General features: G+C 51.4%; 12 protein-coding genes. 10 read left to right on the plus strand and 2 right to left on the minus strand.

The features are described from left to right. Positions 1 to 62: 62 nt before the first annotated feature. A complete protein-coding gene (locus NIBR502773_RS11020; RefSeq protein WP_069077457.1) occupies positions 63 to 1,055 on the plus strand; it encodes a hypothetical protein in 993 nt (330 codons plus the stop codon). Between the two features lie 41 nt (positions 1,056 to 1,096). Here NIBR502773_RS11020 and NIBR502773_RS11025 read toward each other — a convergent pair whose 3' ends face one another. Further along, positions 1,097 to 1,510, minus strand: coding sequence for a very short patch repair endonuclease (locus NIBR502773_RS11025; RefSeq protein WP_069077034.1), 414 nt, complete (start codon positions 1,508 to 1,510; stop codon positions 1,097 to 1,099). Positions 1,511 to 1,539: 29 nt separating this feature from the next. Here NIBR502773_RS11025 and NIBR502773_RS11030 point away from each other — a divergent pair, with 29 nt between their 5' ends. The 6 genes from NIBR502773_RS11030 (at position 1,540) to NIBR502773_RS11055 (ending at position 12,381) form a co-directional block, all read left to right on the plus strand. Beyond that, the gene (locus NIBR502773_RS11030) at positions 1,540 to 3,141 is read left to right on the plus strand and encodes a DNA cytosine methyltransferase (protein ID WP_141156042.1); all 1,602 of its coding nucleotides are present in this window, start codon (positions 1,540 to 1,542) and stop codon (positions 3,139 to 3,141) included. An 88-nt stretch (positions 3,142 to 3,229) separates the two neighbouring features. Continuing rightward, positions 3,230 to 4,675 carry an ATP-binding protein gene (locus NIBR502773_RS11035; RefSeq protein ID WP_141156043.1) on the plus strand — a complete coding sequence of 482 codons (1,446 nt, stop codon included), beginning with the start codon at positions 3,230 to 3,232 and terminating at the stop codon, positions 4,673 to 4,675. A gap of 13 nt (positions 4,676 to 4,688) precedes the next feature. Continuing rightward, on the plus strand, positions 4,689 to 7,520 hold the full coding sequence (locus NIBR502773_RS11040) for a Z1 domain-containing protein (RefSeq protein ID WP_069077037.1): 2,832 nt from the start codon (positions 4,689 to 4,691) through the stop codon (positions 7,518 to 7,520). Then, entirely contained in the window at positions 7,504 to 8,517 is a 1,014-nt protein-coding gene (locus tag NIBR502773_RS11045) for a PD-(D/E)XK motif protein (RefSeq protein ID WP_141156044.1), read from the plus strand. Before NIBR502773_RS11040 ends, NIBR502773_RS11045 begins: the two co-directional genes overlap by 17 nt. Continuing rightward, a complete protein-coding gene (locus tag NIBR502773_RS11050; protein ID WP_069077039.1) occupies positions 8,517 to 10,367 on the plus strand; it encodes an AIPR family protein in 1,851 nt (616 codons plus the stop codon). The genes NIBR502773_RS11045 and NIBR502773_RS11050 overlap by 1 nt, the downstream gene beginning before the upstream one ends. A gap of 223 nt (positions 10,368 to 10,590) precedes the next feature. Continuing rightward, positions 10,591 to 12,381: a hypothetical protein gene (locus NIBR502773_RS11055; protein WP_141156045.1), complete on the plus strand. Its 1,791-nt coding sequence runs from the start codon at positions 10,591 to 10,593 to the stop codon at positions 12,379 to 12,381. 75 nt (positions 12,382 to 12,456) lie between these two features. On the opposite strand, the gene NIBR502773_RS11060 is transcribed toward NIBR502773_RS11055, so the two are convergent. After that, positions 12,457 to 12,903: a hypothetical protein gene (locus NIBR502773_RS11060; protein WP_141156046.1), complete on the minus strand. Its 447-nt coding sequence runs from the start codon at positions 12,901 to 12,903 to the stop codon at positions 12,457 to 12,459. Between the two features lie 79 nt (positions 12,904 to 12,982). Here NIBR502773_RS11060 and NIBR502773_RS31300 point away from each other — a divergent pair, with 79 nt between their 5' ends. The 3 genes from NIBR502773_RS31300 (at position 12,983) to NIBR502773_RS11070 (ending at position 15,436) form a co-directional block, all read left to right on the plus strand. Continuing rightward, positions 12,983 to 13,069, plus strand: a complete 87-nt coding sequence (locus tag NIBR502773_RS31300; RefSeq protein WP_373682389.1) for a hypothetical protein — start codon at positions 12,983 to 12,985, stop codon at positions 13,067 to 13,069. Positions 13,070 to 13,312: 243 nt separating this feature from the next. Further along, a complete protein-coding gene (locus NIBR502773_RS11065; RefSeq protein WP_115487566.1) occupies positions 13,313 to 14,245 on the plus strand; it encodes a chemotaxis protein CheV in 933 nt (310 codons plus the stop codon). A gap of 75 nt (positions 14,246 to 14,320) precedes the next feature. Next, the gene (locus tag NIBR502773_RS11070; RefSeq protein ID WP_141156047.1) at positions 14,321 to 15,436 is read left to right on the plus strand and encodes an HD-GYP domain-containing protein; all 1,116 of its coding nucleotides are present in this window, start codon (positions 14,321 to 14,323) and stop codon (positions 15,434 to 15,436) included. Positions 15,437 to 15,637 lie beyond the last annotated feature (201 nt).

Genomic DNA, 15,637 nt, shown 5'->3' on the forward strand with positions numbered 1-15,637 from the left:
TACTGCATGTGGCCAGCATTACGACATCGAGTGCTGTTAGTTTCCGTTTAGGCGATAGGGATATGGAAGTAGCGATAAGGGTGATGTCTCGCGGACAGGAAATCGACCGCATCATGCGCCCCCTCAGAATGGATGGGGGGCGGCCTGCCGTCACCTACAGAAAATTGCTCTGGCCAGTAGAAGACGGCTGTATCCATATCGAAACCGAACACGATGCGGCCCTCTACCATGTGAGTACGAAGCTTGACGACTGGGTGGAGCTTGTCACGCGCGTACTACCAGAGTCACTCCCAACTCACATCGATGAGTGTGCAGAACTACTTCGTGCCTGCTTCCGGGAAAATCTGCCTCATGGCGTTATACGCGCATCTTCCTCGCTGGTATCTGTTGGCCTAGAGAATGAAGCGCGCGACCTGCTAGTAGATTTCCTGCGCGAAAAGCACGACTCAGAACGCCTGAGCAAGCTGATACAGATGCAGCTGCTTTTCAGCGAAAGATCCAGCACCCCGCTCCCCCCTACGAATACAAATCCATCTGCTGAAAATACAGAGTCTGAGATCGATACAGCCATATCCATCGAAGATGTGAAAACACTGGACTGGGATTGGATACCAGCAGATGAGGCGCAAAAACCAGAAGTAGATGACCAAGTCCTGAGAACACAGGCCGAATGCACCCAAGAAACTATAGGTGCCTACCGCACCATAGAACGTGGCGCAGTGATTTCGGGCCTCGCCGAATCTCTGAGCGAATCAGTATGGGTCGAAGAGCTTCTTCTACCGCCACAAGGTCGCACTTCCTCACTTGGGGAGAACACGCTTTTGGAGCGTACGGCAAAACTCGGAACCATCGCATTGGACCTATTGAGATACTTTGCAGACAACCCGGGGGACCGAGCTGCCCACGCTGAATTGGTACTTGGATACCCTGTCGCGGATATCAACAAACTACTTACGGGCTCCCTAAGCCACTACCTGAAGAGAAGCGGGCCAGGTGGATGGGAATGCCACCCGTGGGCTTTAAGCATTCTAACCGCCCTCGACGAAGCCTTGTGAACGCATCAGAGCGCAGGGATGCTCACTGGCAATCTGCCGCACTACTCAAGAGCCCTCAGGCGCTCAAGCAACGCAAGCAGGGCGGTCTCAGGATGTCTGAGCTCGCACTCCCACAAGACCAGAACGTTCCATCCATCACTCTCCAACCTCTGCAATACCGTCAAGTCTCTTTCAACATTGGATTGAAGCTTGGCCGCCCAGAAATCGACTCGTGTCTTGGGCAAGACAGCATATTTACATCCAGCATGGCGATGCCAAAAACACCCATGTACAAAAATACAGACCCTGAGTCTAGACAGTATAATATCCGGTTTTCCCGGCAGGTCTTTGCGATAAAGTCGGAACCGGTAGCCATGGGCGTGCAGAAAGCGCCTGACTGTCATTTCCGGCTTGGTGCCCTTCCCTTTGATGCCAGCCATCATGCGGGATCTTGTGGCGCGGTCGACGACATCCATTTAGTACTTCCTCAAAACAGCGTGGTTTCATGAGTCGTAGCTATCCCATCCAGGTCGTGGATCTCTTTGCTGGCCCAGGCGGTCTCGGAGAGGGCTTTTCCTCTCACTCCAGCAACAATGCTGAGACCTTCGAGATCAAGGTCTCAGCCGAGATGGAGATCTCGGCTCGCTCCACTCTGCGACTCCGGGCTTTCTACCGGCTGCTGAAAAACAAACAACCCGAGGCCCTAGAGGATTATTACAACTTTTGCGAAACAGCAGATGTAGCGGAGCCCTACACAAACAGAAGTCTTGAGGCCTGGAAGCATGCTGACAACGAGGCGCAGCTGCTGGAGCTGGGTACAGAAGAAGGCAACATCCGGCTCGACAGAATGCTGGAACATCGCCTCGACGAAACCAAACCATGGGTTCTGATCGGCGGCCCACCATGCCAGGCCTACTCAATCGTCGGGCGTGCAAGAAATCGCGGAAAACTGGACTATCGAGCAGAGGACGATCATCGACACTTTCTCTATCGTGAATACCTGAGGATCATTCAAAAGAAAAGACCCGCAGTCTTCGTGATGGAGAACGTGAAAGGGATTCTTTCATCGAAAGTAGCTGGCGAGCAGATGTTTCCACAGATCCTGCGAGACCTCGCTGACCCGGACGCAGCATTGGGAGAAAGCGAAAACGGGCCAAAGTACAGGATCTGTTCGCTGGTAGCCGATGACATCTACGAAAGCGGAGCTGACCCGGACAGCATCGAACCAAGCAACTACATCATTCGGGCCGAGAACTACGGCGTTCCTCAGGCCAGGCATCGAGTGATACTTCTCGGTGTTTCCGAGGAGTATCTAAACGCTCTTGGAGATCACAAGCTATCACCAGCCCAAGGACCATCAATAGACAAGGTCATCGGCTGCCTACCGCCCTTGCGAAGCACTCTTACCAAAGTAAAGGACTCTCCTGATGTCTGGGCAGATACCGTGCGTGAGCATCTGAGGGAGCTGAACCAGGAGTGCCTTCTACAGGTACCCGATACGCCTGAAAGACTAGGTCTAGCCACAAAACTCGGCATTCTCGCCAGCAGCTACGATGGTAGAGACCTGAACTCGGGAGGGTTACGTGTTCTCAAAAAGAGTGCATGGAATGGCGTGACAGGCACCCACCTCGATGGCTGGCTGCAGGATCCTCGGCTCAAGTATTGGCTCAATCATGAAGCACGAGGGCACATGAGCTCCGATCTGCGTAGATACGTTTACGCTACCGCCTTTGCCGAGACATACAAGGACTCGCCCAAAGGCCACCATGACTTCAACCTGCCAGGACTCGAACCAGACCATAAAAACTGGAAGACCGGAAAGTTCAGCGACCGCTTCCGGGTACAGAGATCGGGCATTCCCTCCACGACGATAACCAGCCATATCGCCAAGGACGGTCACTACTTTATTCATTATGATCCCAGACAATGCAGAAGCCTGACTGTCCGCGAGGCCGCCCGACTGCAAACTTTCCCTGACAACTATTTCTTTCTCGGAAACAGAACGCAGCAATTCCATCAAGTGGGCAACGCAGTTCCACCACTTCTGGCTCGACAGATTGCAGATGTTGTAGCGCGCATTATCAGAAACGGAAAAGACACGAGATAGAGTCAATCCAGGCACTACATGCTCGACAGGGAGAGTTCACTTGCCACCGTCATTCAAGAGTCGAAATGCCCCTCCAAAGGCCAGCGCAATGGTCGAGGCACTGCGTGGGCTTGGCTACAACACACAGACAGCACTGGCCGACATTATCGACAACAGTGTAGCGGCAGGTGCGTCGGAAGTCAGAGTCGAACTCATCTGGGCAGAGACAGAGAGCCGAATTACCTGCCTAGACAACGGCACTGGAATGTCAGCAGCCGGGCTTGATCTTGCCATGAGACTGGGCGAGCGAAACCCGCTAGAGGAGCGATCAAAGTCTGATCTTGGTCGTTTTGGCCTTGGACTCAAGACCGCTTCCTTCTCACAGTGTCGCAGGCTGACTGTAGCGACAATCGGCACCGACAACATGCAGTCTCTACGCTGGGACCTCGACTACATAGCCAATAGCCATGATGGCGGCTGGCACCTTCTAGAGGGCCCCCACCCAGGCTCGGAGAAATGTCTGGAGCCTCTTTCTGATGCAGGCAAAGGAACAATGGTGCTGTGGGAGGAACTAGACAGAATTATTACGCCAGGAAGTACGGTTCAGGACTTTCTTAACCTTGCCGACAAGGTGGAGCAGCATCTCGGAATGGTCTTTCACCGATACCTTGAAGGAAGCAGGCCCCGCCTCAGAGTTCTGCTCAATGGTCAGCCCGTAAGGCCTTGGGATCCCTTTATGACGGACCATCCGGGAAAGCCATACAACCCTCCCGTATTCAAACATCCATCCATCAGAGGTATCGAGGCCGAATGTCATGTCCTACCGCACAAGGACATGCTTTCGCCTGAAGACTTCGAGCGCTTGGGCGGCCCTGATGGCTGGACAGCGCAACAGGGATTCTACGTTTATCGCAACGAACGCCTTCTGGTAGCAGGCAGCTGGCTTGGGCTGGGAACCGGTAGATCTTGGACAAAAGACGAAGCCCATCGCCTGGCCAGAATCCGGATTGATATCCCGAACTCTGCAGATGCCGACTGGAAAATCGATATCAGGAAGTCCACAGCACGGCCCCCCATCTATCTTAGAGACTGGTTGACCAGCTTAGCCGAAGCGACCCGTGCCCGCGCCAGACGAGCTTTTGCCCATAGAGGACGACCAACATTGCTTGGCAACAAGCAGGTTGCTGAAGCATGGAAGGTCGAACGGCTCGCCAGTGGAATGCGATACAGAATAGATAGCGACCACCCTGCAGTAAGAGACGTTCTGGATGAAGCAGGAACATTGCTCCCCCAGATCAAGGCAATGCTGCGAGTTATCGAAGAAACCGTTCCTGTCCAGCGGATATGGATTGATACGGCAGAAAACAAGGATACCCCGTGTACGGGGTTCGAGAAGGCACCATCCAGCGAGGTCAGTGAGATTCTGATGGTCATGTACCGCGGCATGGTCGAGAGGAAGGGATACTCAGCCTCCTCCGCCAAGGAACAACTCCGAGCGACAGAACCCTTCCATGCCTTCCCTTACTTGGTAGATGCTCTGCCTGACAATTTATAAGGAGTCGTAGCGAATGTCCGAGGACAACAAATGGAGTGTGGTCAAAATCGTCCAGGAAATGCTTGCAGACGAACAGGACAAGTCAGCAATTACTCCGACCCTGATTTCGCAAAAGATCGACATGGTGCTGAAGATCATGCCGAACAAGGCAGAAGGGCTCGACCGCACCGCTGTCACTGACGAACTCATTAGGCGATTCAGTATCTGGGTTGGTGATGATTCGTCGCTTGTCGATATGGCCGGGCACATACCCTGGCTTACCAGCGAGCGAAAGAAGGAGTGGCGCTACTGGCGGCGATACAGAGAATGGCAGGAGAAGAAACTGCCATGGAGCGCTATAGAAGCACTCGACAAGACAACCGACAACATCCTCTCGATGCTCGAAGATCCGAAACGCGAAGGCTCATGGGATCGTCGCGGTATGGTGGTTGGTCATGTGCAGTCAGGAAAGACAGGGAACTATACGGGCCTGATCTGCAAGGCAGCCGATGCTGGCTACAAGATAATCATCGTACTGGCAGGCCTTCACAACAACCTGCGTTCCCAAACGCAAATGCGACTGGATGAAGGATTTCTTGGCTACGAGACCAGCCCCATTGAGGGTGAAGGCAACGTTGCAATTGGAGTAGGAAAGATTGATCCTTCACCGGCTCTACGCCCGCAGTACGTAACCAATAGGACAGAGACAGGTGACTTCAATACCAAGTTCGTAAAGAACCTTGGCGTATCGCCTGAACAGAAGCCGTGGCTTTTCGTAGTAAAGAAGAACAAGACAGTCCTACAGCGCCTTTTGAAGTGGATTCACAAACATGTGGCTGAAACGACAGACCCGGAGACTGGCCGCCCACTGGTAACGCATCTCCCCCTTCTGATCGTTGACGACGAGGCGGACCATGCATCAGTGGATACAGGAGAGAAAGTTGTCGACGACAACGGCCAGCCGGACCTTGAACACGAGCCAACGGCAATCAACAGCCTCATTCGCCAAATATTGCACTCCTTTTCAAGAAAGGCCTATATCGGCTACACCGCCACGCCGTTTGCGAACATCTATATCCATGAACAAGGCGAAACCACCAAGGAAGGACCAGACCTGTTCCCGGCAGCATTTATCACCAATCTCTCAGCCCCATCCAGTTACGTAGGTCCATCAAGAGTCTTCGGGCTGGCTAGCGAAAATGGGCGACTCGGTGCGCTCGATCTGGTTCGCCCGGTCACGGACCAATGCTCGGAAGATGGCAAGAGTGGCTGGATGCCTGTTAGTCACAAAAGCAGTCATACGCCCCCAGATATCATGCCGCCCTCACTTATCGAGGCAATACAGGCATTCATCCTTGCATGCACAATTCGACAACTTCGTGGTCAGGGAGCAGAGCACAGCTCCATGCTGGTTCACGTTACCCGCTTCAACCTTGTTCAGCAGCATGTACACGGACAAGTCTACGATTACGTGATGCATTTGAAACAGCGTCTCAGACGACGCATTGATCATCAGGGCGCTCTATCCGAACTGCGTAGCCTGTGGAGCCGTGACTTCCTGTCAACTAGCGACAGCGTTGAAAAGCAAACGTCGGAGTCGCCTCACCGCACAATTACAGACTGGATTGAGATAGAACAGGCTCTACCGGATCTGCTGGAGCAGATCGATGTGCGCATGATCAATGGTACGGCAAAGGATGCATTGGACTATGCCGACAGCGCCACGGGACTAAAAGTCATTGCCATCGGCGGTGACAAACTGGCACGTGGGCTTACGCTTGAGGGACTATGCGTCAGCTACTTTCTCCGCGCCTCCAAGATGTACGACACACTGATGCAAATGGGCCGCTGGTTTGGCTATCGACCAGGCTACCTAGATTTGTGTCGCCTTTACACCACGGAAGATCTTGTCGAATGGTTCGAACACATTGCCGATGCTGCCGAAGAGCTTAGAGCCGAATTCGACTTCATGATGGATAGCGGCCTTACGCCACGCGACTATGGTCTCAAGGTAGTGTCCCATCCCGTGTTGATGGTCACATCACCGCTGAAAATGCGGACGGCAAAAACCCTGCATCTGTCTTTCAGCGGTGACATTGTCGAAACGGTCAGTTTCTTCAAAAACCCTGCAAAGCTCGAACAGAACCTGGGTGCTTTCAACTTCCTTGCCGATAGCTTGGGAATGCCGTCCTTAATCCCTTCTCAGAGCCGAAATGGCCGAAAAGACAACTGGAACGGTGTGAATTGGGTTGATGTTCCGGTGCAGCCGGTAGTCGACTTTCTAAGGTCGTATCAAACGCACCCGGATTCCCGGAAGGTTAGAAGCGATCTACTCGCGAACTTCATAGAGGAAATGAGTCGCATCGGCGAGCTTACCTCTTGGACTGTTGCCGTAATCGGTGGTGGTGTTGCGGAGACGGAGAACGTTGCGGGCTTTCAGATCAAACGCATGAAGCGAAAAAACAAATCTCTGGATACTGACGATAAGTATTCCATTGGCCGCCTGCTGTCACCTCAGGACGAGGCGCTGGATATCGATGAGCCGGCATGGAATGCCGCACTTGAGTTGACGCAGAAAAGCTGGAAACCCGACCCGGGTCGCTCAAGAGGCAGAGAATTGCCTGAGGTTCCAAGCGGCCCCTACATCAGACGTATCCGTGGCCTTGGGGCCGACACCGTAGTCCCCGCCCCCGAAAGAGGGCTGCTGCTGATATCTATTCTCGACCCGGAGCAATCTGACGTTTCAGGCGTTAAAACTCCTATCATTGCATTTGCTATCAGCTTTCCTTCGAGCCATGCGGGGAAATCAGTGCCCTATGTCGTCACAAACCTTCTGTGGGAGCAGCAATATGGCGGCGCTGAGTAGCACCGAAATTCTGGGTACCTGGAGGGCGCTTCCCGGTAACGCATCGATCCCCGGATGGAGATCCATAGATCTCTTTCAGTCAGGCACCTGTCGAGTAAAAGCCGCCAGGCATGCTCCCGGAAATGAAGAGGCCATTCTGATTGGGTTTTCGAGTGCCAAGTTAGCTCCGACCTCACAGCTACCCCAAGGACAGGGATTTCGCATGGAAAGAGCGACTCTTGGCGAGACTGCTGGCGAATATCAATGGCTTGCAGTCGTTCGCCAATCTGCGGGCAATCTTGAACTGTTTGCCACTGTTGTGACGGATGTCTGCGGGCTTATTGACTCATCCGATAGCTACCCTGAAGAGCTGCTGTATCAACGGCTGCTTGGAAGGGTACGCGGATGGCAGGAGTTCATGCGCAGGGGCCGTGAAGGACTTAGCGTCGAGGCCGAACTGGGGCTTGTAGGTGAGATCTGCCTGCTGCGCTACCTTTTTGATGAAGGCGTACCGCTTTTCTCTGCAGTTGATGGATGGAAAGGACCGCTCGACGGCCTGCATGACTTCCAACTGGGGACAGGTGCAATAGAGGTCAAATCAACAATGGCCACGGAAGGCTTTCCAGTAAGGATTGCCTCTTTGGACCAGTTGGACGACTCCCAGTGCCCGCCACTCTTCCTTGCAGCGCTCCGCTTTGGATCGAACGAGTCGGGCATAACGCTTCCCGAGTACGTATCGAATACTCGCCATCTTCTGGAGCCCGATCCTGCAGCGACAAGACTTTTCGAGCAGGCACTCCTTCATGTCGGCTATCTGGACATGCAGGCAGAAACCTACACACGTCGTTTTTCGCTAGGCGAGATCAGGATCCATCTCGTGGATTCGGAATTTCCTAAGCTGACACCTTTCAACATCCCTACACCTATTCGCCGAGCGCAGTATGAACTCGATCTGGCATTGCTTCCGGTCGATAACTGCCCTCTTTCGGATGTGCTTGAGAAACTTGGAGTCGTTTGATGGAACTTGTGGACTTTCTGCGAGAAACGCAGGCATCAATCAGAGAAGAAATAGAGAAAGATGTTGCTCCAGGTGCAGCGCCGGTTCCTGCCGAGGCCGTTTTCACCGAGCAGGTAATGACACATATGGCAGATGAAGGCATCACCTTTGAGCCAACGGTCTGTCATTACGAGGCAAAAGTCGGAGGCAGCATCGGCGGGAAAAGCGCGGCCTATAAGGTCAGAATCAGTGGCTACTCGGTGTCCGAAACCACAGACGAAAATGGAAGCCCCGACAGGCTCGATCTTTTTGTCAGTCTCTATAAGGCACTGGACGAAATCGAATCCCTTCCCGACCAAGAAGTAGGCAAGGCGGCAAAAGAAGGCCTGCAGTTCCTCAGGTTCTGCGCAACCGGGCAGCTAGCCGGAAAGCTCGATGAAACCAATGATGCCTACGCGCTGGTAACGGAAGTCGAACGTATCTTCAAGACACTCGACAGCATAAGGATCTTCATAATTACTGACGCGCTGGTCAAAACAAGGACCTACGCCCCCCATGATGTCGAAGGCAAGCAGGTCCGACTTGAAGTCATGGATATTCAGCGCTTGTTTAACCATTGGCAACAAGGCCGACCGCGCGATGAACTAATAGTCAATTTTCAGGACCTCTGCGGAACAGCGCTACCAAGCGTATGGGTTCCGGGCTCAGGTGACGACGAGTATGACTATGCTCTGACAGCAGTACCTGGTGAGGCACTACGCTTTCTCTACGAAAAATACGGCCCGCGTATTCTTGAAGCCAACGTACGCTCATTCCTTGGGGTAAACAGCAAAGGAGTGAACAAGGGGATTCGCGACAGTCTGCGGAATAATCCTGACCGTTTCATGGCATACAACAATGGCATCGTTGTTGTGGCCGATGCCGCCAAACTGGACCGCGCTAAAGATGGATCAACGGGCATCCTGTGGCTGCAGGGTATGCAAATAGTTAACGGCGGGCAGACGACTGCCTCCATCTACTTCGCCAAGAAGAAAAATCCTGAGATAGATCTGAGTAACGTACGAGTCCCAGCCAAGATCATCGTGCTGCGAAATGGGCAAGGCGATGACGAAGAGCTGATCTCGAATATTTCTCGCTATGCCAACAGCCAGAATGTCGTCAAGCAGTCAGACCTTTCCGCCAACAAGCCATTCCACCGTGAGTTAGAGAAACTGTCCATGCGCACATATTGTCCGGATGGTGTGGGCCGCTGGTTCTACGAACGATCAGCAGGAAGCTACAAGGTGATGCTGGAAAAGGAGGCGACTACACCTGCTCAAAAGAAAAAACTGCAGGTTGCCATCCCGACATTCCGCAAGATCACCAAGCCTGATCTAGCGAAGTTTCTGCTCACTTGGGAGCAAAAACCTCATGTTGTTGGACTGGGTAGCCAGAAGAATTTTCAGGCATTCATGGATGAGCTAGCCGAACGAGAGGGCGCTGGGGGAAATGTGATCCCGGACCAAGAGCAGTTCAAAGAAATGATTGCAAAGGCAATCCTCTTCAAGTCTGCCCAGAAGATTATCAGACCCTTGTTCCCCGCATTCCAAGGCAACATCACGGTCTACACGGTCTCGGTGCTCGCGCTTAAAATGGGTAATAATTTCAACTTTCAACGTGTCTGGCAGGAGCAAGCCATTTCACTACAGCTGCAAAGACAACTAGCAACTTGGGCGCATGAGGTAAATGAAGCACTTCATCGCGGCGCTGGTGGAAAAATGATCTCCGAATGGGCCAAGAAACAAGAGTGCTGGGGACAGGTAAGCGATACTCGCTATTCTGAATTAGAGAAAAACATCCCAGAGCACTTCATCCCTGAAACTTTAAAGTGAGGAAAACAAACCTGCAATTTTGAAGCAGGTGCAACAGATGACTACGTAGTAGATATAACCCCCCAAAAAAATAGTCTAGAATCGCTGAAATTTTACCTTTTCAAAGACAATTTTATGACAAAAAACCTTGAAATATCTGTAGAACAGCTTTATTAAGCACAGCCCAGACAGCCACCCCAAAGACTTCCGTCAACACGAGTTTAATTTTATAGGGATATTAAATATGGACCTTTCAGCGGAGCAAAATTTAAGAAACCTAGCCGACTCAGAGCTAATACGAATACTAGATTCACTCCCTAAAGATCCAATATCAAAAATGACCTTATTCATAGACATGATGAGGTTTCTAGATTATTTTACCGTATATAAAGACTCGCTACCTAAGGAGCAAATAACTTCAACCTCAGAGTCAGAGCTATATAGACTTGGCTGGGGAATGGCCATAAAGCATTTTTTTGTAGACATCGGAAAGCCGGGAATACCAGTTAGGGAAAGTACTACCGAAACAAGAAAAATTGCAGCTCAAGTATTGTATCGACTAGGGGCGATCGCCTTCCTAAAAAACATTTCAGACTTAAACTGTACCGGACTGATAGATATCCACACCTCCACTGACCAAATAACAGTGACCGCACGAGAAGAGATCACATATCAACTTATGGATGCACTACAGTCCACATACGCATCTCAAATCGATCTAGCGGTAAGAAAAAACACAACCGGCTTCTCGAATGGATGGAAAGTTTTTAGCTTTGATGAAGAACCCGATGAAATAAAGGCTGTTGGTGCATTCTATGGCTTCAATAATTCCAGCCTACACAAAGACAAAAAAATTGAAAATGTAAGAATACTGATGGAACCATTGATATTCCCTCATGACTTGGGACATGGAGTCATGATGGGGTACGGTGCTGACCCTCGAGTCGATAATCATTTCTTCTCTTTAGCCCTTGACTGGATAAGAGAGGCACGAGACCAAGCAGGGCTTCATCCTAGTGTAAAAATCAACGGAATAAGCGCCGTACACATCATAGTCGTCACTGCTGTGATCATAGCACTGCATACTAAACACATTACATTTGCAGATATAGCACTCCATAAAATAAAGGAAATATCAATACCGCAAAGCCTGACCATCTGGACCACGCAAAGTGACCTTATAGATGCAGTTATGGCTCATACAGGCTTCGAGAAAGACCTGACATCTGAAATTCTCGACATAATATCTTTTAAAATATCAGACCTTTCCACATTCAAAAGCGGCAGTTATATTTCACCACTACTACTTGACATGGGTAATGGAATGCTTCTTCGGCCCGTCGCCAGCATACTCAGAAACCCCTTTCATTCAATGATTGAACTACTCACGCAAAGAGACATAAATACAACCAACGCTATCGCGCTCCCTAGAGAAGATTGGCTTAGAAGCCACATTTATTACATGTTCATGGGAAATCGATACAAGCGGGTAACAGGAAACATTAAGTTACGAAATGCAGGACGAACAATTACTGATCTAGACGGCGCTATTTATGATACTGTTTCAGGAAACCTTGCGCTCTTTCAATTGAAGTGGCAGGACTATTTTGTTTTTGATGTTAAAAAGCTTCGAAGCAAGGCAAAAAATCTTGCTTCCGAGATAGATTCGTGGGGGGAGGCTGTAGAATCATGGCTGAAAGATAAAAGTTCAGATGAACTCGTAAAAACGCTGCGACTGAAGCTTCCAGAAGGAAGGTCAATTACCAGAATTTATCTTTTTGGAATTTCTTGGTCGGCCTTCCGTGTTCAAGGGTATGGCTACAGCCGCGAGGCCAGCCATGTAGCCTGTTGTAACCTTCCAATGTTTCGTCGAGTTCGCTACAGCATTGGGAAAAGTATTGATGTATTTGGTGACATCTTTGAACAGCTATTAAAAGAACAGACGCACATAGATGAAAACATAAAAAAAGAGTCCTTAGATCTATATCTACCCGGGATAAAAGTGAGACTCAAAGACCTGTTCTTTAGTTACTGAATCCCCCCCGAATCTTGTCTGCGTGATCTGCTCTTGGTCGATTTCTGCTTGTCGTCATCGGCAGCTGTAGGCAGTTTACTGCCAATCATGGTTATGAAGCGTGCTGTCAGATCGACTGCAAAACGGGTGGTCACGTGGAGTGCTGTATTCCAATTGGTATTCCAATAAAAAAATTAAATCTATATAAATATTATAAATCAATATCTTGCCAGCCGGATTCAAATTACCCCGGCCCACCACTTCAACATCTAAAGACGTCCACGGACGTCTTTTTTTGTGCCTGAAATCCAGAAAAACCAAGGGTTCGGAGTTATTGGCTTCCGTATAGGCTTTTTGCGTTCCAGACGCCTTGTTACCCCGGCTACCCAGCACCCGTCTTGGGAAAGCCCCTGCACCTTTGCAGACGACGCCCTCCACACCATCCTCCGAATTCATCTCCAGTAGGAGCACAAGCGGGATACGGTGCTGAACAAGGGTACCGGCGTAATTCACTCTGATGCAGGAGCTCTGCGCAAAGTCCACTTGATGTTCTCCAAATCCTCGCCTCACCCAACGCCATGACCTGGCCTTCGAACTCGAAGGCGCCAACCGTCACACGCTACTGGCCACCCACCGATCCACTGTGCTGGGTGAACTGTTGGTCGAAGGCGTGTTGCTACTTACCGAAGACGCCTGCGCACGCCAGTAACAAAAGTAGTCATACGCGCGCACCCGACGCTTTTCCAACCTAAATCATTCTCAGCTCCAAAAATAGCAAGTTAGCCAACTAACTATTTTAAAACACCCACCTGAATAGCTACTCATCCGCGTCGATATTGCTTTAACGATAAACCACTCGATTATTTTTATTTCACATATATTTTACATTCCCTTACATATGCTAATGTCATTACGACATCAACGCTGTTCCAACCAGAATCAAGGGGTGTGTATGGCAGGTGTAATGGCATCCGTTAACAGCCGTACACAACTGGTCGGTCAGAACAGGCTGGAATTATTGCTATTCCGCTTCAACGACCAACAGCTGTACGGAATCAACGTCTTTAAAGTTCGGGAAGTTATCCGCTGTCCCAAGTTATCTCTACTACCAAAGTCTAATAACAACATTTGTGGCGTTGCCAATATACGCGGCGCTTGCATTCCCATTCTAGACCTCGCGATGGCAACGGGGCTGCCCGGGATCACGGATAAAGAAAGCGCCTTTATTATACTTACGGAGTACAACAACCGCGTTCAGGGCTTTCTGGTGTATGCGGTTGAACACATCGTCAATTTGAACTGGGAAGATATTCATCCGCCCCCCAAGGGCAGCGGCGACAACAATTACCTGACAGCCGTTACCCGTACCGATGATCGTCTGGTCGAAATCATCGACGTGGAAAAGGTGCTGACGGAAATCTCGCCCTCGTCCGAGGAAATATCCGTCGGCGTGGTGGATGACGCGGTCACCCAACAGGCCAGGCATCTGCGTGTGTTGACCGTGGACGACTCGATGGTGGCGCGTAAACAGGTGACCCGCTGCCTGGAAACGGTAGGCGTCGAGGTGGTCGCCTTGAACGATGGGCGCCAGGCGCTGGATTACCTTCGGGCCATGCTTGACGAGGGGCGCAACCCGCATGAGGAATTCCTGATGATGATTTCGGACATCGAAATGCCGGAAATGGACGGTTATACCCTGACCGCCGAAATCCGCGGTGACCCGCGCATGGCCAAGTTGCATATCGTGCTGCACACCTCCCTGTCGGGCGGTTTCAACCAGGCCATGGTCAAGAAAGTCGGGGCCGATGACTTCCTGGCGAAGTTTCGCCCGGATGACCTGGCAGGCCGCGTAGTCGCGCGTATCAAGACCGCGAGCCCGACCTGAAAGGCAAGACAACACTGCTCAAGCCAAGGAAGCTGATGAGAAAGGTATAAGAAGAACATCAACAGAGGGCATACCATGTTGAAGTGCAATGAACTCAATCTGCAGGCGCCTGACGGCGAGGCAAAGCCATTCTGGCGGGACGGCGCACCCTCAGAAGAGCCGTACGCCCTGGGCTGCGGCACTCAGCCAGCCACCCAGGCCCCGACAGCAGCGCCAGCCGTCCCCGCCGTCCCCAGATCCATGCAAGACGAGTTGGTGGCCGCACAGCAAATCTGTAGCCGCGCCAAGACCGCCGTTGTCGAAATGTTCGGCCATGCCCGCATGGGCCGGGCCCTGGAGCTGGAACACATCAGTGCACTGGTGGACGACATTTCGAGCTCCATCGCCCGCCATCCCAACGCCTTTATCAGCCTGGCACGCCTGAAAAGCATCGACGACTACACCTACATGCATTCGGTCGCCGTGTGTGCGTTGATGATTGCCCTGGGTAATCAATTGGGCCTGTCCACCGCACTGATTCGTCGGGTCGGAATGGCCGGGTTGCTGCACGACATCGGCAAAATGGCGATACCGGGCGCCATCCTCAACAAGCCTGGCCGGTTGAGCAATGACGAATTGCAGTTGGTGCGCACCCATCCACTGGAGGGGGAGAAAACCCTGCTGGCGGCCTCGCAGATGTGCGAAATGGTCGTGGATGTGTGCCTGCATCACCACGAAAAAGTCGACGGTACCGGCTACCCCCATCAGTTGGCGGGTGACCAGATCAGCCTGGTAGCCCGGATGGCGGCGGTATGCGATGTCTACGATGCAATCACCTCGGACCGTTCCTACAACCAGGGCTGGGACCCCGCCGTCGCCATCCAGCAGATGTCCACATGGGACGGACACTTTGATGACGAAGTATTTCGTGCATTTTTGAAGTCCGTGGGTATATACCCGGTCGGTTCTATCGTTCAATTGAAAAGTGGCAGTATCGGTGTCGTCATAGAGCAACATCCCGACTCTTTATTGACGCCAAAAATCAAAGTATTTTTCCTGCCCGTTCTAAATATCTATGTAACGCCGAAAATAATAGACCTGAGTGATCCCGCACACTCCGACCGAATTGTCGCGAGAGTACCGCCCCAGCGTTACGGTTTTAAAAATACCGAGCATTTATGGCTCGATGAAGAGATGCCAAAAGAGCATTAAGCAAACTCAGCGCTGTACCGCATGCATATGCCTAAGCAGCCAATGATAGAACACGATGCCTTGCGCCAAGAAAGTACCGGAATGTCGACATTCGATGATGTTGGCAACTATTAGCATGGGCAGGAAACATCATGAAATTCAACTCATTGCAGACTCGAATCTGTTTCACCGCCGGGCTCTGCCTGTTTATCTCTTGCGCGA

Source organism: Pseudomonas sp. NIBRBAC000502773 (genome assembly GCF_006517195.1).
Taxonomy (GTDB): Bacteria; Pseudomonadota; Gammaproteobacteria; order Pseudomonadales; family Pseudomonadaceae; genus Aquipseudomonas; species Aquipseudomonas marginalis.